This window comes from Marinococcus halotolerans DSM 16375 (genome assembly GCF_000420725.1).
GTDB classification, from domain to species: domain Bacteria; phylum Bacillota; class Bacilli; order Bacillales; family Marinococcaceae; genus Marinococcus; species Marinococcus halotolerans.
Genome location: NZ_ATVM01000003.1, coordinates 94,295 through 114,362 on the forward strand (window position 1 = coordinate 94,295; position 20,068 = coordinate 114,362).

The following is a 20,068-nucleotide window of genomic DNA, read 5'->3' on the forward strand; positions in this document are numbered from 1 at the left end:
TCCGACTCCGGGTTTTTTATATAGGGATCGAGGCGCTTAAAAAGGAGCGGAAACGATGATGAGTATAAAATCTTCAAAAACAGCAGCAGTCCAGCACGTGCTGACAATGGAAGAATGGGATGTGCGGCAGATTCACGAGCTGCTGGCGAGGGCTAACGCATTCGCAGACATGGACCGGGAACGAAAAAATCTCCCATTGTACGCAGCGAACTTATTTTTTGAGCCGAGCACCCGGACCAAGCTCAGCTTTGAAGCGGCCGAACAGAACCTCGGCCTCGGAATTCTTCATTTCGATGCTGCCACCTCAAGCGTGAAAAAGGGAGAGAGCCTGTACGACACGGTACGCACAATCGAAAGCATCGGAGCGGACGTGGTCGTTATCCGTCACGAGCAGGAACGATACTTTGATGAACTGCGGGACTTTATCAACATTCCCATCATTAACGGCGGGGACGGCTGCGGGCATCACCCGACCCAGTCTTTTCTGGATTTAATGACCATCCAGCAGGAGTTTGGCCGGTTTGCCGGGGTGAAGGTCGTCATTGCCGGCGATATCCGTCACAGCCGGGTCGCCCGTTCAAACGTGGAGGTATTGGAGCGTCTTGGAGCGAAGGTATACGTATCGGGACCAAGAGAATGGATGGATGAAGCCATGAGCAGCCGCTTTATTCCGATGGATGAAGCGGTGGAGGTGGCGGACGTTATGATGATGCTCCGCATTCAGCATGAACGGCACACCGTTCAGCTGATAGCCGGCCCGAACGATTATCACGAAGCATACGGACTCACTATAGAACGGGCGCAGCGCATGAAGGACAAAAGCATTATTATGCACCCTGCCCCGATCAACCGGGGCGTGGAAATCGCGGACGCGCTCGTGGAGGGCAGCCGCTCACGAATCTTCAAGCAGATGACAAACGGTGTGTTCATTCGTATGGCTGTGCTTGACCACGTATTAAGACAGGCTAAAGGAGGAGATTGGAAATGAACGGATGGATTATTAATGCGCAGGTGTTTACCTCCGGGGAAATCATCGGACCGCGGGATGTACTGATTGAAAATGGACGTATCCAGGACATAGGCCGGGTGCCGGAGGAAGCGGAAGTGGTGCTCGATGCAAAAGGGCGGCTGCTCAGCCCGGGTCTGGTCGATGTGCATGTGCATCTTCGTGAGCCGGGAGGCGAGCATAAAGAAACGATCTATTCAGGTACAAAGGCGGCGGCCAAAGGCGGATTCACCACCGTTTGTCCGATGCCAAATACGCATCCGGTGCCAGACTCCGCAGGAAAGCTTGATCTGCTTTATGAACGCATCGAAGCGACGGCGGTTGTGCGCGTTCTTCCCTACGCTTCGATTACGGAAAAACAGCAGGGAGCCAAACGTACGAACATGAAAGCACTGAAAGAGCACGGGGCCTTTGCTTTTACAGATGACGGAGTGGGCGTTCAGGACGCCTCTGTCATGTACGAAGCCATGCTCGAAGCAGCAGCGGTCGATATGCCGGTAGTGGCGCACTGTGAGGAAAATACGCTCGTATACGGCGGCAGCGTGCACGCCGGCAGGTTTGCGGAAAAGAACGGACTAAAGGGCATACCGGCGGTAGCTGAATCGGTTCATATCGCCCGCGATATTCTGCTTGCTGAAGCGGCAGGGTGCCATTATCACGTATGTCACGTGAGCACGAAGGAATCTGTGCGGCTGATTCGCGATGCCAAGCGTGCCGGTATCCATGTAACAGCCGAAGTGACGCCGCATCATCTGCTGCTGAGCGAAGACGATATACCTGAGGTGGACACAAACTATAAAATGAATCCGCCGCTGCGGTCCCGCGGTGACCGGCAGGCACTGCTTGAAGCCTGGCTCGACGGCACCATTGATTTTATAGCGACTGACCATGCCCCTCACGCGGCGGAAGAAAAAGCACGGCCTATAGGCGAAGCCCCGTTTGGCATTACGGGATTTGAAACGGCCTTTCCGCTTTTATATAACGAACTGGTTTTAAACGGGGTGTGTACCCTGGAGTATCTGCTCACATCAATGACAGAGCGGCCGGCCCGGGTGTTCGGTCTCGATGCCGGAACGCTTGTCCCCGGGGCTGCTGCAGATCTGACGCTCATTGACCTCGAGCACGAAGAAACAGTTGACCCTGCGCAGTTTGTATCAAAAGGAAAAAACACGCCGTTTGCCGGCTGGAAGCTGAAAGGCTGGCCGGTACTCACGATCGTAGACGGACAGACAGTGTATGAAAAGGAAGAGGTGCAGCAATGAAGCGCAAATTAATACTGGAAAATGGAGCGGTTTTTCACGGAGAAGGGATTGGCAGCGAACGGGAAACGGTAGGGGAAGTCGTATTCAACACCGGGATGACCGGTTATCAGGAAATTTTATCCGACCCGTCCTACTGCGATCAGCTGGTGACGCTGACGTATCCGCTGATCGGCAACTACGGCATTAACCGGGATGACTTCGAAACGATGCACCCCTCTGCCGGTGGACTGATCGTCAAGGAAGCAGCTTCGCACCCGAGCAATTTCCGGAGCATTGGCACGCTCAGCGAATGGCTGCATGAAAAAGATATTCCCGGCCTGTGCGGCATTGATACACGCCGCCTGACGAAAATGATCCGGACCGCCGGCACGCTGCGGGGCAGACTGTGCGCAGAAGAAGCGGAAGAAGAGGAAATAGTCCGGGAGCTGCAGCAGTGGGTCGACCCCCGGGACCAGGTGTCTAGGGTCAGTACGAAAAATGCCTACCATGCACCGGGCAACGGCAAACGGGTCGTTCTGATGGATTACGGGGCTAAGCACGGTATTACCCGGAATCTGCTCAGCCGCGGCTGCGACGTGTTTGTGCTTCCATACAACGCCACGGCGAAGGAAGTGCTCGCCCTGAACCCGGACGGAGTAATGCTCAGTAACGGCCCCGGAGACCCTGAAGACGTGCCGGAGGCCGTAGAGACGCTGCGCGGCCTGATTGGTGAAGTGCCGGTGTTTGGCATATGTCTCGGCCATCAGCTGCTGAGTCTTGCCTGCGGGGCCACCTCGTCGAAGCTCAAGTTCGGCCACCGCGGGGGGAACCATCCGGTCAAACAGGTGAAAACGGGCCGGGTGGATATAACCTCCCAGAACCACGGCTATACCGTGGACCGGGATTCGCTGATGGGCACAGATCTTATACTGACGCACGTCAATGTCAACGACGGCACGGTGGAAGGCGTCGAACACCGGGAGTATCCGGCCTTCAGCGTTCAGTACCATCCGGAGGCCTGCCCGGGACCGAGCGATGCCAACGACTTATTCGACCAGTTTGTCCGCTTAATGAACCGCTACGAAAAAGTACCTACTCGAATGTAAAAGGGGAGTCACCATGCCAAAACGTACAGATATTCAAAAAATATTAGTGATTGGCTCCGGCCCTATCGTGATCGGCCAGGCGGCGGAGTTTGACTATGCCGGGACCCAGGCGTGCCAGGCGTTAAAGGAAGAAGGATACGAGGTTATTTTAATTAATTCCAACCCGGCAACCATCATGACAGATACCAACATTGCCGATCAGGTGTACATGGAGCCGCTGACGCTTGAGTTTGTCGACCGGGTGATCCGAAAAGAACGGCCGGACGCCATTCTTCCGACGCTTGGCGGCCAAACCGGTTTGAATATGGCGATGGAGCTGCACCGCCACGGGCTGCTTGAGCGGTACGATATTTCCCTTCTTGGCACCGAGCTGTCTGCGATCGAGCAGGCAGAGGACCGGGAGTCCTTCCGGAACCTGATGTATGAGCTGAATGAGCCGGTTCCTGAAAGCACCATTGTGCACAACCTGCAGGAAGCAGAAGCCTTTGTAGAGGAAATCGGCTACCCGGTTATCGTCCGGCCGGCCTATACGCTTGGTGGCACCGGCGGCGGTCTGGTGGACAATCACGACGAGCTCGTGGAAATTGTCGGGTCCGGGCTCAAATACAGCCCGGTAACCCAGTGCCTGCTTGAAAAAAGCATCGCCGGGTTTAAAGAGCTTGAATACGAGGTGATGCGCGACAGCTCCGGGCAGGCCATTGTTGTCTGTAACATGGAAAATATCGACGCGGTCGGTATTCATACCGGTGACTCGATTGTCACCGCCCCGAGCCAGACGCTTGCTGACCGGGAGTACCATATGCTTCGGGATTCCTCCCTGAAAATCATCCGCGCGCTTGAAATCGAAGGCGGCTGCAACGTGCAGTTTGCCCTTTCTCCGGAAAGCTTTGAATACTACATCATCGAGGTTAATCCGCGGGTGAGCCGCTCCTCGGCGCTTGCGTCCAAAGCGACCGGCTACCCGATTGCCAAGCTGGCAGCAAAAATCGCGGCGGGCTATAAGCTCGATGAGTTAAAGAATCCGATCACCGGTACGACATACGCAAGCTTTGAGCCGGCCCTTGATTACGTAGTAACGAAGATTCCCCGCTGGCCGTTTGACAAATTTGAAGCAGCGAACCGCCGGCTCGGTACGCAGATGAAGGCAACAGGAGAAGTGATGGCCATCGGACGCTCATTTGAAGAGTCCATTTTAAAAGGCATCCGGTCGCTTGAACTCGGACGGGCTTTTCTGACGCACCCGGATTACGCAGAGGCTTCTGAAGAAAAGTTGATAGACAAGCTTATTCGTGCGGATGATGAGCGGCTGTTTTATATCGGGGAGGCGCTAAAGCGCGGCTACTCGCTTGAACAGCTGCACAGCTGGACAAAAATTGATTTGTTTTTCCTCGAAAAATTTGCCGGCATTGTCAAAGTGGCTGAGATGGCACGTGCGTACCCAAATGATGAAGAGATCCTCCGGATGGCCAAGACAACAGGTATCGCCGACGAAACGCTCGCAGCCTACTGGAATACAACAGAGAAAAAGGTGCGCAGCCAGCGCCTCGATCTGGGTATTATGCCGGTGTATAAAATGGTCGACACGTGTGCGGCGGAATTCGAATCCGAAACGCCGTATTACTACTCCTCCTATGAGGAGGAAAACGAAAGCAGCAAAACCGGGCGTCCGTCTGTGATCGTCCTTGGCTCCGGCCCGATACGGATCGGGCAGGGCGTGGAATTTGACTACGCCACGGTCCATACCGTCTGGGCGCTGCAGGAAGCGGGATATGAAGCGATTATTATCAACAACAATCCGGAAACGGTGTCGACAGACTTCAGCGTCTCCGACAAGCTGTACTTTGAGCCGCTCACTGTGGAGGACGTGATGCACGTGGTCGATGTGGAACAGCCGGAGGGCGTCATCGTTCAATTCGGCGGCCAGACGGCGATTAACCTGGCGGATGGTCTCGCCGATCACGGCGTCAAGATTCTCGGCACTACACTCGAAGACATGGACCGGGCGGAGGACCGGGATAAATTTGAAGCGGCGCTGCAGTCGCTCAAAATCCCTCAGCCGCTCGGCCGTACAGCCGTCAGCACGGAAGAGGCGCGGGTGGTGGCTGCCGATATCGGCTACCCGGTTCTGGTGCGCCCGTCGTACGTTCTGGGCGGACGGGCAATGGAAATTGTCGGAAATGAAAAAGAACTGCTTAACTACATGGAACGGGCTGTACGCGTTAACCGCAAGCACCCGGTACTGATCGACCGTTATATGGTCGGAAAGGAAGTGGAGGTTGACGCAATTTCAGACGGGGAGACGGTGCTAATACCGGGAATCATGGAGCATATCGAACGCGCCGGCGTGCATTCGGGCGATTCGATTGCGGTCTATCCATCGCAGACGCTTTCGGAGCAGACGAAACAAACGCTTGCAGAGCGGACAGTCGCTATCGGAAAAGGGCTGAATATTAAAGGGCTGCTCAACATTCAGTTCGTCATACATGAAGACGAAGTGTATGTGCTTGAAGTGAATCCGCGGGCGAGCCGCACGCTGCCGTTTTTAAGTAAAATTACCGGATGCCCGATTGCCAAGCTTGCCACCCGGGTCATGGTCGGAGAGAGCCTTGCTTCCCTGGGTTACGAAAGCGGTCTGCTGCCGGAGGCAGAAGGCGTTTCGGTCAAGGTGCCGGTCTTTTCCTTTGCCAAGCTCCGCCAGGTGGAAATATCCCTTGGGCCGGAAATGAAATCGACCGGCGAGGTGATGGGCCGGGATCAGACGCTCGAGAAAGCATTGTATAAAGGACTGATTGCTTCCGGGATGAAAATTCCAAATCACGGCACCGTGCTGTTCACTATCGCCGATGAGTGGAAAAAGGAGGCGCTTGCTCTCGCCAGAAGGTTTCATGCGATCGGCTATACGATTACAGCGACCCAGGGAACAGCGGCGTGGCTGAACAAGGAAGGCATTCCGGCTTCGTCGGTCGCAAAAGTGGAGGAAGAGTCGCCAAACATTCTGGACTTTATCCGGGAAGGCAAAGCCCAGTTTGTGATCAACACGATGGAAAAACAGAAAAAAGCGGCGGCGGATGGCTTCCGGATCCGGCGGGAAGCGGTGGAAAATGAAGTAGTATGTCTCACCTCGCTCGACACGGCCGGAGCCCTGTTAAAGGTGCTTGAGATGATCACCTTTTCCACAGAAGCCATGCCGGCGATGAAAGAAGACCGTACAAACGAGGTGATGGCGTGATTCAAAAAGAATGGATGAGCGTCATTTCTATCGACGAAATCGCAGCATCGATTTTTGAAGTCGTGCTCGAAGGCGATATGCCGGAGCGCATCCAGGCGCCGGGGCAGTTCGTGCATGTAAAGACCTCCCCGCACGTCGCCCCGCTTCTCCGCCGTCCGGTCAGTATTAGTGAACACTGGCCAAAAGAGCGGCGGATGGCCCTTGTGTTCCGTGCCGAGGGCGAAGGCACAAGCCGGATGGCAGCCTGGCGTGCAGGCGACGAAGTGGATGTGCTCGGGCCGCTCGGCAACGGATTTGATACGAGTGACATGGCCGAAGGAGAAAAGGCGCTGATTGTCGGGGGCGGCGTAGGCGTCCCGCCGCTGCTCGGTCTCGCTAAACAGCTGGTAATCCAGGGCGTCCAGATTCAGACCGTGCTCGGGTTTGCCGATGCCTCCAGTGCTTTCTTTCAGGAAAGATTTAGCTCGCTCGGCGACTGTTTTGTGAGCACCATCGACGGGAGCATCGGAGATACCGGGTTTGTCACAGACGTGATTGACCGCCGGAATCTTTCCTACGACGCCATTTTTGCCTGCGGGCCTCTGCCGATGCTCCGGGCACTCGACAGCTCCTATGCGACGACGAAAGGAAAGCTTTCCCTTGAGGAGCGCATGGGCTGCGGCATCGGTGCCTGCTTTGCCTGTGTATGTCACACGACAGATGATCCGGACGGAACGGGCTACCGGAAGGTTTGCAGCGATGGACCGGTCTTTCCGTGGGGAGAGGTGGTGCTGTCATGAAACTGCATGTGAGCCTGCCCGGCCTGGAGATGAAAAACCCGGTCATGCCGGCAAGCGGATGCTTTGGCTTTGGAAAAGAGTTTGCTCAGCTGTATGACCTCAATAACCTTGGAGCCATTGCGATTAAAGCAACCACCGAAGAAGCGCGATTCGGGAACGAAACACCGCGGGTGGCAGAAACAGAAGCAGGCATGCTGAACGCCATCGGCCTGCAGAACCCGGGGCTTAAGGGAGTCACCGAACAGGAGCTGCCGTGGCTCCAGCAGTTAGATACACCGGTTCTTGCAAACGTCGCCGGGACGAAAATGGAAGATTACGAAGCGGTGGCCGCCGGGCTGTCGGAATCCGGAATGGCTGCAGCGCTGGAGCTCAATATTTCCTGCCCGAATGTTAAAGAAGGCGGCATTACGTTTGGCACCGATCCGAAGCTTGCGGCAGAGCTGACGAAAAGAGTGAAGCACGTCTCTGACGTTCCGGTGTATGTCAAGCTCTCTCCCAACGTAACGGATATTACCGAGATTGCCAGAGCGGTGGAACAAGCCGGCGCGGATGGCCTCTCGCTGATTAACACATTATCGGGCATGAAAATCGATCCGCGGACGCGCAAGCCGCTGCTTGCCAATGAAATCGGCGGCCTTTCGGGGCCCGCTATTAAGCCGGTGGCGATCCGGATGGTGTATCAGGTGCGGCAGGTGACGGATCTGCCTATCATCGGCATGGGCGGAATTATGGGCATGGAGGACGTGCTGGAGTTTATGATGGCCGGAGCCGATGCAGTGGCTGTCGGAACAGCAAACATCAGCAACCCGTTTGCCTGCCCGGAAATTATTCAGGAGCTGACAGACTGGGCCAACGCCGAGCCGGCAGCGGACTGGGCCGGCTGGAAGCAGGGCGGGGTGAAAGCATGAATGACCGTCCGCTGATTATCGCTATGGACGTGCCGGACAAATCGGAGGCGGATGCTCTGCTCGCTTCATTCGGGCAGAGGCCGCTGTTTTTAAAAGTCGGCATGGAATTATTTTATAAAGAAGGCCCGGCGCTTGTAGAGGAATGGAAAGCGAAAGGCCACCGGGTGTTTCTTGACTTGAAGCTGCATGATATCCCTAATACGGTTCAGCGGGCTGCAGCCCAGCTTGCCAGGCTGCAGGTGGATCTTATCACGGTCCATGCCGCCGGCGGGAGCCGGATGATGGCGGGGGCTGTAGAAGGATTGGAGCAGGGCACCTGGTCCGGTCAAAAGAGGCCTGCCTGTATAGCAGTAACCCAGCTGACGAGTACCTCCGAATCGATGCTGAACGAGGAGCTTGGCATACCGCTTTCGATGAACGAAGCAGTGCTGGCTTACGCCGGGCTTGCCGAACAGTCGGGGCAGGACGGCGTGGTCTGTGCCGCCGGGGAAGTTCCTCTTATTAAAAGCGCCCGAAGCAGCTCTTTTATGACCGTGACGCCGGGAATTCGCGGCACCGGCGAGGCGGCGGGGGACCAGGCCCGGGTAGTGACCCCGGGTGCCGCGGCAGATCTCGGCAGTGACGCCATCGTCGTAGGCCGCAGCATTACAAATGCCGCAGATTCGGCTGCGGCCTACGAACAAATGGAACAGGAATGGAGAATGCCCAATGCAGAATGAAGAACTCCTCAGCAGAGATCTGCTGACCATCGAAGCAGTGACCCTGCGCCCGGATGAACCGTTTACCTGGTCTTCCGGTATCCGCTCGCCGATATACTGTGACAACCGGCTGACGCTTTCCTATCCGGATGTACGGAGCCGGGTGGCAGAAGGCCTGGCGGAGCTTATCCGGGACAATTATCCCGAGGCTACGATTGTTGCCGGCACCGCGACGGCCGGGATCGCTCATGCGGCGCTTGCAGCGGACAGACTCGACCTGCCGATGTGCTACGTACGCGGGTCTTCCAAATCACACGGTAAAGGCAATCAGATTGAAGGACGAGTCAAGCCGGAGGATAAAGTCGTAATTGTCGAAGATTTAATCTCGACCGGCAAAAGCATGATTACGGTCCAGCAGGCACTTCTGGAAAACGGAGCCGAGGTGCTCGGAGCCGCTGCGATTTTCACGTATGAGCTGGAAGAAGCGGGAAGGCAGCTTAAAGAAGCTGGGCTGCCGGCAAAAACACTGACCAACTATTCTGCACTGATTCAGATTGCTGCTGAGGAAGGCTACGTGCAGGAAAAAGACATCGAGCGTCTGCAGGAATGGAAGCAGGCCCCGGCGTCCTGGGCGTAAATACGAATGAAAAAAGCTCCTCCCGGACAGCTCAGCTGTGCCGGAAGGAGCCATTTTTTATTTTGCAGCAGTCTGGGCCTTTGCCCGGTTTTTCATTTCGAGCACGAGGCTTTCCTCAGGCGTGACAAACAGGGTGGACTGCTGATCATAGGTCACAAACCCGGGCTTGGCGCCGTTTGGTTTTCGCACGTGACGGATCAGGGTGTAGTCGACCGGCACAGAGGACGAGGAGCGCGCTTTCGAGAAATAGGCGGCAAGTACAGCCGCTTCCTTTAACGTTTCCTCGTCCACATCTGTGGAGCGGATCACTACGTGGGATCCCGGGATGTCTTTAGTGTGCAGCCAGGTGTCTCCCGCATTTGCCACCCGGTTGGTGACGTATTCGTTCTGGCGGTTGTTTTTACCTACGAGCAGAAGGGTGCCGGCGGAGGAAACGTACTGTTCCACCTGCGGTTTCGTATTTTTTTTCTGCTTTTTCTTTTGCACACGTTTTTTCAGGTAACCGCCGTCCGACAATTCTTCACGAATGTCGTCAATGTCAGATGGAGCAGCCGTTTCGACCTGCTGAATCAGCCGGTCGAGGTAATCGATCTCACGCCGGGTCAGCTTAATCTGTTTTTTGGCCTCGGAGAGCGAGGTTTTGGCTTTATTATATCGTTTAAAATAACGCTGGGCATTATCTGATGGCGATAATTCAGGCTCAAGCTCAATAGTAAGCGTGCCGCCTTCGGGATCGTAATAATCCGTTACTTCTATTTCCTTTTCCCCGCCGCGGAGCTGGTGCATGTGGGCGGTTAACAGCTCCCCGTATTTTTGGTAGACGAGACGGTTTTCAGCCTGCGTAATCGTCTGGCGCAGTTTTTTCAGCTTACGCTCATTTTTTTCACGTTCGTTCTGCAGAAACCGTTCGAGATCATGAGCCTGCTGGTGTACGCGGTCACGTTCGGCTTTGCCGTTATGGTAGCGGTCGAGCATAGCGCTCACCGAGGCAAAGCTTTCTTTCGTGCCGTCTACATGAGTGAGATCAATGGCACTGTAATATTCCTTGTTCGCCTCGGTCGTTACGATCTGCGGCTGAAAATTCCCGTTTTTTACGTCGCTCATAAGCGCGGTAAACGTATCGGCGAGCTTTTGCAGCGAACCGAGACCGGCCCGGTGCGCGGTCTCCCTGGCACTCTGAGGAGAAATTCCTTCAAACGCCTGCATCAGCTGGCGGTCGAGCTTGCCCTGGTTGGCGTCAAGTGCTCTCAGCACGTCGCCGGCTCCGGCGTCGAGGGGGTTCGCCTTATGCTGGGAAGGGGGTGCAACGTACTCCTGCCCGGGAAGAATCGTGCGTACCGTATTCTGGGCCGGGGAAATATGCTTCATGCTGTCGAGAATGTGCGTGCGGTCCTCATTGAGGAGCACGACGTTACTGTGCTTGCCCATAATTTCCATAACCAGGGTCCGTTCCGTACGATCGCCAATTTCATCTTTGTTTTCAATGCGCAATGAAACAATGCGCTCAAGTCCCTGCTGCGTTACCTCCCGTACGAAGCCGCCTTCAAGGTGCTTGCGCAGCAGCATGCAGAACATGGAAGGCTCTGGAGGGTTCTGATACTTTTCGTCTGTCAGGTGCATTCTTGACAGGGAAGGGTTTACCGACAGCAGCAGCTGGTGGTTTTTACGGTTTGCCCGCACTGTAATGACGAGGTCGGTTTTGTAGGGCTGGTGTATTTTTGAAATCCGGCCGCTTTGGAGGGTCTGCTGGACCTCCTGCACAACCGCCTGGGTCATGATTCCGTCAAAGCTCACGTTCGATCATCCTTTACTCGTACAAGCAGGAGAAAACCTTCTGCTGCTTGCGTTCTGTACGGTGGATTATAGCATAATGAAAAGCGCGCCGTCTTGTTTGCTGAATAAACATTGGTTGTGGGGCGAAGAGATATTGTTTACAATATAGAAGTACATAATGTTCGGGCCTCACCGCGAAGCATCGTTTGTGACGCTTGAAATAATCGTGCTATACTAAAGCAGGAGAACAACTCGTCAGGAACCGCAGAAGAAAACATATATGAACCATTTTTTCAGGCAGCAGCTAGAGGGATGGTCCGACCAGGAGGGGTAGTTTTGAGCATTAAGCTAATCAACATTGGATTTGGCAACATTGTGTCGGCAAACCGGATTATTTCTATCGTCAGCCCTGAATCAGCACCAATCAAACGGATTATTCAGGAAGCAAGGGACCGGAACATGCTGATTGATGCCACCTACGGCAGAAGGACGAGAGCGGTTATCATTGCAGACAGCGACCATGTGGTGCTTTCTGCGGTTCAGCCGGAAACAGTCGCCCAGCGGCTGCATACAAAAGACGATGATTCATCGGACGAATAAGATTGTGAAATGAGGCGTGTCAACCTATGAAAGATGATAAAGGGTTATTGATTGTTCTATCCGGCCCGGCCGGTGTAGGAAAAGGTACGGTGTGCGGAGCGCTGCGCGAAGAGGATACCAACATTGAGTATTCCGTCTCGGCCACCACCCGCGCTCCCCGTCCGGGAGAGGAGCACGGAGTAAATTATTTCTTTCATTCGAAGGAAGAGTTTGAAAAAATGATTGAGGAAGGCCGTCTGCTTGAATGGGCGCAGTATGTAGACAACTACTACGGGACCCCGCTTGATTACGTCAAGGAAACTATTGACCGCGGCAAAGATATTATTCTCGAGATTGAAGTGCAGGGCGCAGAAAAGGTGAAGGAGCGTTATCCGGAAGGAACATTTATTTTCTTAATGCCTCCGAGCCTCGCCGAGCTCCGCAGCAGGATTGTCGGACGCGGAACGGAAACATCTGAATTAATTGACAAACGGATGACTGTGGCCAAAAATGAAATTGACATGATGCAGATGTACGACTATGTAGTAGAAAACGATGAGATCGAAAAAGCGGTCTCGCGTATTCGCTCTATTGTCACTGCAGAACACTGCAAACAGGAACGCCTGATTGAAAAATATAAAGAATTAGCGGAGGTGGAATAATGGCTTCAAACAGAAACGACGAAGGAATGCTGTACCCGTCCATTGATCAGCTGCTCGGTCATATCAATTCTAAATATACGCTAGTATCCGTCTCGGCACGGCGCGCGAGAGACCTCGAAGAAATCGACGGGGCACTTCCAATGATCGATAATGCAAAATCTGTGAAGGCAGTAGGCATCGCTCTCGAAGAAATCCAGGCCGGCGTGCTCAGCTACCGCCAGGGTGACTACGAAGAACATGACTATGAAGAATAACGGAAAATGAACGGGCACCAGATAAGAAGAAGCAACCTATGGCATCACGTAGGTTGCTTTTTTTAGCCTGGAAGTGCCTGTAAAAGGAGGAGAAAGCTGTGAAAGGTAAAAAAATTGTACTTGGCGTTACGGGAGGAATAGCTGCCTTTAAAGCCGCGGCGCTTGCAAGCAAGCTGTACCAGGCAGGGGCGGAGCTGCGTATTATTATGACTCCGGAGGCTAAAGAGTTTATTACCCCGCTTACATTTCAGGCGCTGACCCGCTCAAGAGTGTACGACGACACGTTTGCAGAAGCCGATCCCTCGGTCGTTTCCCATATTGACGTCGCGGACTGGGCGGACGTATTTATTGTAGCGCCTGCCTCGGCCAATACGCTCGGAAAGCTTGCGAACGGACTTGCAGATGATATGCTCACGACTACAATGATGGCAACACTTGCCAACGTCTACGTCGCGCCGGCGATGAATGTGAACATGTATAATCACCCGAGCTTTCAGCGCAACAAGGAGACGTTAAAGCAGGACGGCTACCGGTTCATTGAACCCGGGGAGGGCTATCTTGCCTGCGGCTGGATTGGGAAAGGCCGGATGGCGGAACCCGAGGACATTATGCAGTTTGTCCAGGATGCCGAAGATGTCGGCACGCCGCTTGCAGGCAAGCGGGTGCTTGTCACAGCCGGCCCAACGCATGAGCATATTGATCCGTTCCGGGTCGTTACAAACCCGTCGAGCGGAAAAATGGGTTTTGCGATTGCGGAGGAGGCAGCCCGGCGGGGAGCTGAGGTGACGCTGGTCGCCGGGCCCGTGACGCTCTCGACTCCCGGCGGCGTCCAGACAAGAATCGACGTGGAAAGCGTGGAGGATATGCGCGAAGCCGTACTGACCTATTATGATACCTCGGATGTGGTGATTAAAGCAGCTGCTGTGTCTGATTACCGGCCGGAAACCGTTTATGAAAAAAAGCAGAAGAAAAAGGACGATGGGCTGGAGATACCGATGGTGAAAACCCCGGATATTCTCCGGGAGCTCGGAGAGAAAAAGAAGCATCAGCTTCTGATTGGCTTCGCTGCAGAATCGGAACACCTCGAGGAATACGCAGAAAGCAAGCGGCAGCGTAAAAATGCCGATCTAATTGTCGCCAATGAAATCGGTAAAGCAGGTTCGGGCTTTCGTGCCGACGAAAATACAATCACCTTCGTGGATGAAAACGGGGCTCTCTCTTTTCCAGCCCAGTCGAAGCACGAGGCAGCGGCAGAAATTATGTCCTGGCTGCAGAAACGAATAGGAGACGCGTAACTATGTACGCCAAAGTAATTGTTGATATAGCGACCGGCCAGACGAACCGGGCCTTTGATTACCAGATTCCGGCTTCACTCGAAATGCTTGCGCACCCTGGATCGAGAGTGACAGTGCCGTTTGGAGCCCGGAAAATTCAGGGGTTTATCTGGCGGATCGAAGACAAAACAGAGCTTGCCCGGGTCAAGCCGATTACAGACGTGCTTGATCCTCATCCGGTGCTCACCCAGGAGCTGCTTGAGCTCGGAGAGTATCTGGCCGTGGAAACGGTCTGTTTTTTAATTACGGCCTACCAGTCGATGATTCCGGCGGCGATCCGGGCAAAGCCAAAAAAGAAAATGGAGCTGCTCGTATCTGTGGAGACCCTGCCGCCTGTACTGCAGGCGGTATTTCAGAAGCAGACGGCGATCGATTGGAAGGACCTCCCGGACGATAAAGCAGTGATGCAGCACGTGCAGGAAGCTGTGCGGCGTGAACAAATCCGGATTGATTACCAGGTGAAGGACCAGACGAAAAAACAGACGAAGCGGATGCTGCGGCTTCATCCGGAGCACCGGGCGCATGCAGCTTCTCTTACTGCGAAAGCGAAAAAACAGCTGGAGCTGTATGATTGGTTTCTTTCGATTGGAGATGAAGAGGCGGCCGTGCCCGCGGCTCAGCTGCTGCATGAGCAGACGGCGAGCCGTGCTGTCATTCAGGGTCTTGTGGAAAAAAATATTCTTATGGAGCGGGACCAGGAATCGTACCGGGACCCGTTTGAAGACCGCTCCTTTGAAGCGACTCCTCCGCAGGAGCTCACCCGGGACCAGCAGCGGGCCCTGGACCCGATCACGGAAAAAACGTCACAGCGCAGACATCATACGTTTTTGCTTCACGGGGTCACCGGAAGCGGAAAAACAGAAGTGTATCTGCAGGCCATTGACCGCGTGCTGCAGCAGGGGCGGGAGGCGATTGTGCTCGTGCCGGAAATTTCGCTCACCCCGCAAATGGTTGAACGCTTTAAAGGGCGGTTTGGTGACCAGGTGGCGGTGATGCACAGCGCTCTCTCAAGAGGCGAGCGTTATGACGAATGGCGCAGAGTGCATGCCGGAGATGCAAAAGTAGCAGTCGGGGCACGATCGGCGATTTTTGCCCCTTTTAAGAACGTTGGTTTGATTATTATTGATGAAGAACACGAAGGCAGCTACAAGCAGGAGGATCACCCCAGGTATCACGCCCGGGAGGTAGCGATCTGGAGAGGCAGGTATCACGGAGCACCGGTCGTACTGGGAAGCGCTACGCCGTCGCTGGAATCCTACGCCCGTGCCGGCCGGGACGTTTATCAGCTGCTTGAAATGCCGGAGAGAATCAACCAGAAACAGCTGCCTGCCATCGACGTTGTGGATATGAGAGACGAGCTTCATAAAGGCAACCGGTCGGTATTTTCCGAAACGCTTCTTGAAAAGCTGAAGGACCGTTTGGAAAAAGGGGAGCAGAGCATTTTGTTTTTAAACCGGCGCGGCTATTCTTCGTTTGTCATGTGCCGTTCATGCGGCTATACCGCTGAATGCCCCCACTGTGAAATTACGCTCACATACCATCAGACAAAGCATCAGCTGAAGTGTCACTACTGCGGCTATGAAGAAACGATGCCTGCGACGTGCCCGTCCTGTGAAAGCGAACAGATCCGCTATTTCGGCACGGGCACCCAGAAGGTGGAGGAGGAGCTGACGAAGGTACTGCCGGAGGCGAGGATTATCCGGATGGATATGGACACCACCACGAAGAAAGGCTCCCATGAACAGATGCTCCGCCGGTTTGGAAACGGAGAAGCGGACATTCTGCTCGGCACCCAGATGATTGCCAAAGGCCTGGACTTCCCAATGATTACGCTGGTCGGTGTGCTTGCCGCAGACACCATGCTGCATCTGCCCGATTTCCGGGCGCCGGAGAGAACCTTTCAGCTGCTTACGCAGGTGAGCGGCCGGGCCGGCCGGGATAAGCTGCAGGGCGAAGTAGTGATTCAATCCTACAGCCCTGATCATTACAGCATCCAGTTTGCTAAAAACCATGACTACCCGTCGTTTAGCCGGCATGAAATGGGCCAGCGCAAGCGGGGCGGCTATCCGCCTTACTACTATTTAACGATGGTCAACGTCTCTCACGAAGAGATCGGGGTAGCGTTAAAGACGGCGGAAAAAGTGACGAGCCGGCTGCGGGAGGAATTGTCGCCGCAGGCAAAAATTCTCGGGCCGACCGTTTCTCCAATTGCAAGGATCAAGGATAGATATCGGTACCAATGCATGATAAAATACAGGGATGAGCCTGAATTAACGAAAATCCTGAATGATATTGCTGTACATTATCAAAAAGAGACAGCCCAGGATAAGCTGTTTATTACGATTGATATGTACCCGCAGTTGTTTCTATAAGGTAAACGCCAGCCCCGCTGCTTCGATAGTGACCGACGCACGGGGCTGTGTATTGTGAAAAGAGGGATAAATATGAACATTTTATTTATGGGAACGCCGGACTTTTCGGTCCCAATCCTGCGGCGTCTGCTTGAAGAGGGCTATCCGGTAACTGCGGTGGTCACTCAGCCGGACCGCCCGAAAGGAAGAAAAAAAGAGCTGACCCCGCCGCCGGTTAAAGTAGAAGCCCAAAGGCGGGAGCTTCCTGTACTGCAGCCGGAAAAGCTGAAAAACGAAGCCTCATTAAACGAAATGCTGGCAGAGAAGCCCGATTTAATTATTACAGCGGCCTTCGGCCAGATTCTGCCGAAGAAGCTTCTCGAAGCTCCGTCCATTGCAGCGGTGAATGTGCACGCTTCCCTGCTGCCTGAATACCGCGGAGGCGCCCCGATTCACCAGGCGGTTATCGATGGCCGGGAAAAAACAGGCGTTACGATCATGGATATGGTTGCAAAGCTTGATGCCGGCGACATCATCCGTCAGCAGGAAGTCGCCATTGATTGGGAGGATACGGTCGGAGACGTGCATGACAAGCTGAGCGCCGTTGGGGCTGATCTTTTGATCGACACGCTGCCCGCGGTTATTGACGGGACGGCGGAACGGATTCCCCAGAATGAAGAAAAGGTAACGTTTGCGTCCAATATCCAGCGCGGTCAGGAAAGAATCAACTGGAAGCAGAGCGGCCGCTCGATCTATAACCAGATCCGGGGAATGAATCCGTGGCCGGTAGCCTATACAGAGAAAGATGGAAAGTCGATTAAGCTGTGGCGGGCCGAATGGATTGACGCATCCGTCCGTGCTGAAGCGGGCACTATTACCGTCATCGCGGATGACTATATTGATGTGACAGCCGGTGATGGCACCACGGTCCGGATCTGGGAGCTTCAGCCGGCCGGAAAAAAACGGATGAAAACGTCCGAGTTTTTGCGGGGAAGCCACGGCTGGTCCAAAGGAGAGAGCTTTGATGAATAAAACGGAACCTTCCCATTCCCTCCGGTATACAGCTGCTTCCCTGCTCGAACGGGTGGAGACCGGACAGGCATTCAGCCACCTGCTGCTCCATCACGAGCTCGCCGGAAAAGCCTGGTCGAGGGAGGACGCAGGCCTCTTGACCGAAATTGTTTACGGCACGCTGCGGCGCCAGAACACCCTTGACTACGTGCTCGGGGTTTTTGTCAACAAACCGATTGAGAGGCTTGACGCCTGGGTACGCGTGCTTCTGCGCATGAGTGTGTATCAGATGCGCTATCTTGACCGGGTGCCGGATCACGCCGTTGTGGATGAGGCGGTAAAAATCGCGAAGCAGCGGGGGAACAAAGGGGTGAGCGGTTTTGTGAACGGGGTGCTTCGCTCCCTGCAGCGCAAAGGATTTCCCGACACCTCTGCAATCAAAAATGCAGAGGAACGGATGGCCGTCGACTACAGCCATCCGGCATGGATGCTGAAGGAATGGCAGGCGGCCTACGGAGAGGAAACAGCCCTCCGTATCGCCGAAGCAAATAACGTCACGCCAAAAACGAATGTGCGGGTCTCCCCGGAGGCTGAACTCGAAGACGTGCAGGAAATGCTCGAGCAGGAAGGCATTCAGACAACCCGCGGGGCTATTGCAGAGAAAGCATTAATTGTAGAAAAAGGAAATGTTCTCCTCACCGAAACGTATCAGAATGGCTATATAACGGTGCAGGACGAAAGCTCGATGAAAGCCGGCGAAGCGCTGATGATCGAAGAGAGCATGGACGTTCTTGACGCCTGCGCCGCCCCGGGCGGAAAATCAACGGATGCTGCTGAACGGACCGGCCCGGACGGAAGCGTAGCCGCCCACGACCTGAGTGCAAAAAAGCTGACCCAGATTGAAGAGCAGGCGGCAAGACTGCGGCTTGAAAATATTGAAACGGCCGCCGGGGATGCACGTCAATTGACAAGAACCTTTCCGGCGCGTACGTTTGACCGGGTGCTCGTCGATGCTCCGTGCAGCGGACTTGGCGTTATCCGGAAAAAGCCCGAGCAGAAATGGGCCAAAAAAGCAGAGGATTTTGCACGCCTGCCGGAGATACAGCAGGAAATATTGAATGAAGCTGTAAGTATGTTACGATTTAATGGAAGGATTGTGTACAGCACATGTACAATTCGTCCAGAGGAGAACGAACAGGTGTGGGAAGCGTTTTTGCACCGGCATCCAGAACTCACGCCAGACCATGAACTGACCGACAAACTAAACATTTCAGAAATAGAGCATTTTTCCAGCGAATACGGATGGTGCACGATTCTTCCCCATGAATACGGCACAGACGGATTTTTCATTGCCGCGGCGGTAAAAAATAATCAGGAAGAAACGGAAGGAGCATAAGCATGCAGATTTTAAAAAAGGAGGCGCCTGCCCCGCAAACGGACAGCCCCTCCATGTACAGCTTGAAATACGAGGAACTTGAACAATGGTTAAAGGAAAACGGGGAACCGGCATTCCGGGCGAAGCAACTGTTTGAATGGATGTATCAAAAGCGCGTGACCTCATTTGAGGAAATGACCAACATTCCGAAAACACTTCGCGAAAAGCTCGAGAGCTCGTTTACACTGACGACGTTAAAAGAGGTCATTCATCAGCAGTCCCAGGACGGCACGATTAAGATTTTGTTTGAACTGCAGGACGGCTATACGATCGAAACCGTACTGATGAAGCATGACTACGGCTACAGCGTCTGTGTAACTACTCAGGTAGGCTGCCGGCTCGGCTGTACCTTCTGTGCTTCCACGCTCGGCGGTCTGAAGAGAAACCTTGAAGGCGGCGAAATTACCGCCCAGGTGCTTGAATCCCAGCGTCTGCTTGATGAAAGAGACGAACGTGTAAGCTCTATCGTTGTCATGGGCATCGGCGAGCCGTTCGATAACTACGACGGCCTGATGAACTTTCTGCGCGTTGTCAATCATGATGACGGCTTAAACATCGGTGCACGCCACATTACCGTTTCTACTAGCGGGGTCGTGCCGCGCATTTACGACTTTGCCAACGAAAACATGCAGATCAATTTCGCGGTATCCCTCCACGCAGCAAACACAGAAACCCGCAGCCGGCTGATGCCGATCAACCGCGCATGGGATGTGTCGGAGCTGATGGATTCGATCCGCTACTATCAAAAGAAAACGAACCGGAGGGTCACGTTCGAGTACGGCCTGTTCGGCCAGGTGAACGACCAGAAAGAGGATGCAGACGAGCTCGCCGACCTGATCGGTGATTTGAAATGCCACGTCAACCTGATTCCTGTGAATGACGTGCCGGAGAGAAACTACGTGCGTACCACAAGAAACGACATTTTTGGGTTTGAAAAAGCATTAAAAGACCGCGGGGTGAACGTAACGATCCGGCGTGAGCAGGGGCACGATATCGATGCAGCCTGCGGACAGCTGCGTGCCAATCAGCGGAAGGAAGAAACGGAGGCTAATTCCCAGTGAACCA

At 54.3% G+C, this 20,068-nt stretch carries 16 protein-coding genes and 1 pseudogene; 16 read left to right on the forward strand and 1 reads right to left on the reverse strand.

Annotated elements, in window-relative coordinates:
* Positions 1-58 precede the first annotated feature (58 nt).
* The 8 genes and pseudogenes from G548_RS17220 (at position 59) to pyrE (ending at position 9,604) form a co-directional block, all read left to right on the forward strand.
* Entirely contained in the window at positions 59-988 is a 930-nt protein-coding gene (locus tag G548_RS17220; protein WP_040880608.1) for an aspartate carbamoyltransferase catalytic subunit, read from the forward strand.
* A complete protein-coding gene (locus tag G548_RS0103245) occupies positions 985-2,268 on the forward strand; it encodes a dihydroorotase (protein ID WP_022792711.1) in 1,284 nt (427 codons plus the stop codon). Before G548_RS17220 ends, G548_RS0103245 begins: the two co-directional genes overlap by 4 nt.
* Entirely contained in the window at positions 2,265-3,353 is a 1,089-nt protein-coding gene (locus G548_RS0103250; RefSeq protein WP_022792712.1) for a carbamoyl phosphate synthase small subunit, read from the forward strand. The genes G548_RS0103245 and G548_RS0103250 overlap by 4 nt, the downstream gene beginning before the upstream one ends.
* A gap of 13 nt (positions 3,354-3,366) precedes the next feature.
* Complete coding sequence (carB, locus tag G548_RS0103255; protein WP_022792713.1) at positions 3,367-6,582, forward strand: carbamoyl-phosphate synthase large subunit; 3,216 nt, start codon at positions 3,367-3,369, stop codon at positions 6,580-6,582.
* On the forward strand, positions 6,579-7,361 hold the full coding sequence (locus G548_RS0103260) for a dihydroorotate dehydrogenase electron transfer subunit (protein WP_022792714.1): 783 nt from the start codon (positions 6,579-6,581) through the stop codon (positions 7,359-7,361). Before carB ends, G548_RS0103260 begins: the two co-directional genes overlap by 4 nt.
* Positions 7,358-8,218, forward strand: a pseudogene (locus G548_RS17225) (dihydroorotate dehydrogenase); the annotation flags it as partial. The gene G548_RS0103260 and the pseudogene G548_RS17225, both read left to right, overlap by 4 nt.
* 47 nt (positions 8,219-8,265) lie before the next feature.
* Positions 8,266-8,988, forward strand: a complete 723-nt coding sequence (gene pyrF / locus G548_RS0103270) for an orotidine-5'-phosphate decarboxylase (protein ID WP_022792716.1) — start codon at positions 8,266-8,268, stop codon at positions 8,986-8,988.
* Positions 8,978-9,604, forward strand: coding sequence for an orotate phosphoribosyltransferase (gene pyrE, locus G548_RS0103275; RefSeq protein WP_022792717.1), 627 nt, complete (start codon positions 8,978-8,980; stop codon positions 9,602-9,604). Before pyrF ends, pyrE begins: the two co-directional genes overlap by 11 nt.
* A 57-nt stretch (positions 9,605-9,661) precedes the next feature.
* On the opposite strand, the gene G548_RS0103280 is transcribed toward pyrE, so the two are convergent.
* The gene (locus G548_RS0103280; RefSeq protein WP_022792718.1) at positions 9,662-11,398 is read right to left on the reverse strand and encodes an Rqc2 family fibronectin-binding protein; all 1,737 of its coding nucleotides are present in this window, start codon (positions 11,396-11,398) and stop codon (positions 9,662-9,664) included.
* Between the two features lie 315 nt (positions 11,399-11,713).
* Here G548_RS0103280 and remA point away from each other — a divergent pair, with 315 nt between their 5' ends.
* The 8 genes from remA (at position 11,714) to rlmN (ending at position 20,064) form a co-directional block, all read left to right on the forward strand.
* The gene (remA, locus tag G548_RS0103285) at positions 11,714-11,977 is read left to right on the forward strand and encodes an extracellular matrix/biofilm regulator RemA (RefSeq protein WP_022792719.1); all 264 of its coding nucleotides are present in this window, start codon (positions 11,714-11,716) and stop codon (positions 11,975-11,977) included.
* A gap of 26 nt (positions 11,978-12,003) precedes the next feature.
* Positions 12,004-12,618, forward strand: a complete 615-nt coding sequence (gene gmk / locus G548_RS0103290; RefSeq protein WP_022792720.1) for a guanylate kinase — start codon at positions 12,004-12,006, stop codon at positions 12,616-12,618.
* Positions 12,618-12,872: a DNA-directed RNA polymerase subunit omega gene (gene rpoZ, locus G548_RS0103295; RefSeq protein ID WP_022792721.1), complete on the forward strand. Its 255-nt coding sequence runs from the start codon at positions 12,618-12,620 to the stop codon at positions 12,870-12,872. The genes gmk and rpoZ overlap by 1 nt, the downstream gene beginning before the upstream one ends.
* A gap of 98 nt (positions 12,873-12,970) precedes the next feature.
* Positions 12,971-14,167 carry a bifunctional phosphopantothenoylcysteine decarboxylase/phosphopantothenate--cysteine ligase CoaBC gene (coaBC, locus tag G548_RS0103300; protein ID WP_022792722.1) on the forward strand — a complete coding sequence of 399 codons (1,197 nt, stop codon included), beginning with the start codon at positions 12,971-12,973 and terminating at the stop codon, positions 14,165-14,167.
* 2 nt (positions 14,168-14,169) lie between these two features.
* Positions 14,170-16,578, forward strand: coding sequence for a primosomal protein N' (priA, locus tag G548_RS0103305; RefSeq protein ID WP_022792723.1), 2,409 nt, complete (start codon positions 14,170-14,172; stop codon positions 16,576-16,578).
* Positions 16,579-16,650: 72 nt separating this feature from the next.
* Positions 16,651-17,589 carry a methionyl-tRNA formyltransferase gene (fmt, locus tag G548_RS0103310; RefSeq protein ID WP_022792724.1) on the forward strand — a complete coding sequence of 313 codons (939 nt, stop codon included), beginning with the start codon at positions 16,651-16,653 and terminating at the stop codon, positions 17,587-17,589.
* A complete protein-coding gene (rsmB, locus tag G548_RS0103315; protein ID WP_022792725.1) occupies positions 17,582-18,964 on the forward strand; it encodes a 16S rRNA (cytosine(967)-C(5))-methyltransferase RsmB in 1,383 nt (460 codons plus the stop codon). Before fmt ends, rsmB begins: the two co-directional genes overlap by 8 nt.
* A gap of 2 nt (positions 18,965-18,966) precedes the next feature.
* Positions 18,967-20,064 carry a dual-specificity RNA methyltransferase RlmN gene (gene rlmN, locus G548_RS0103320; RefSeq protein ID WP_022792726.1) on the forward strand — a complete coding sequence of 366 codons (1,098 nt, stop codon included), beginning with the start codon at positions 18,967-18,969 and terminating at the stop codon, positions 20,062-20,064.
* Positions 20,065-20,068: the final 4 nt, after the last annotated feature.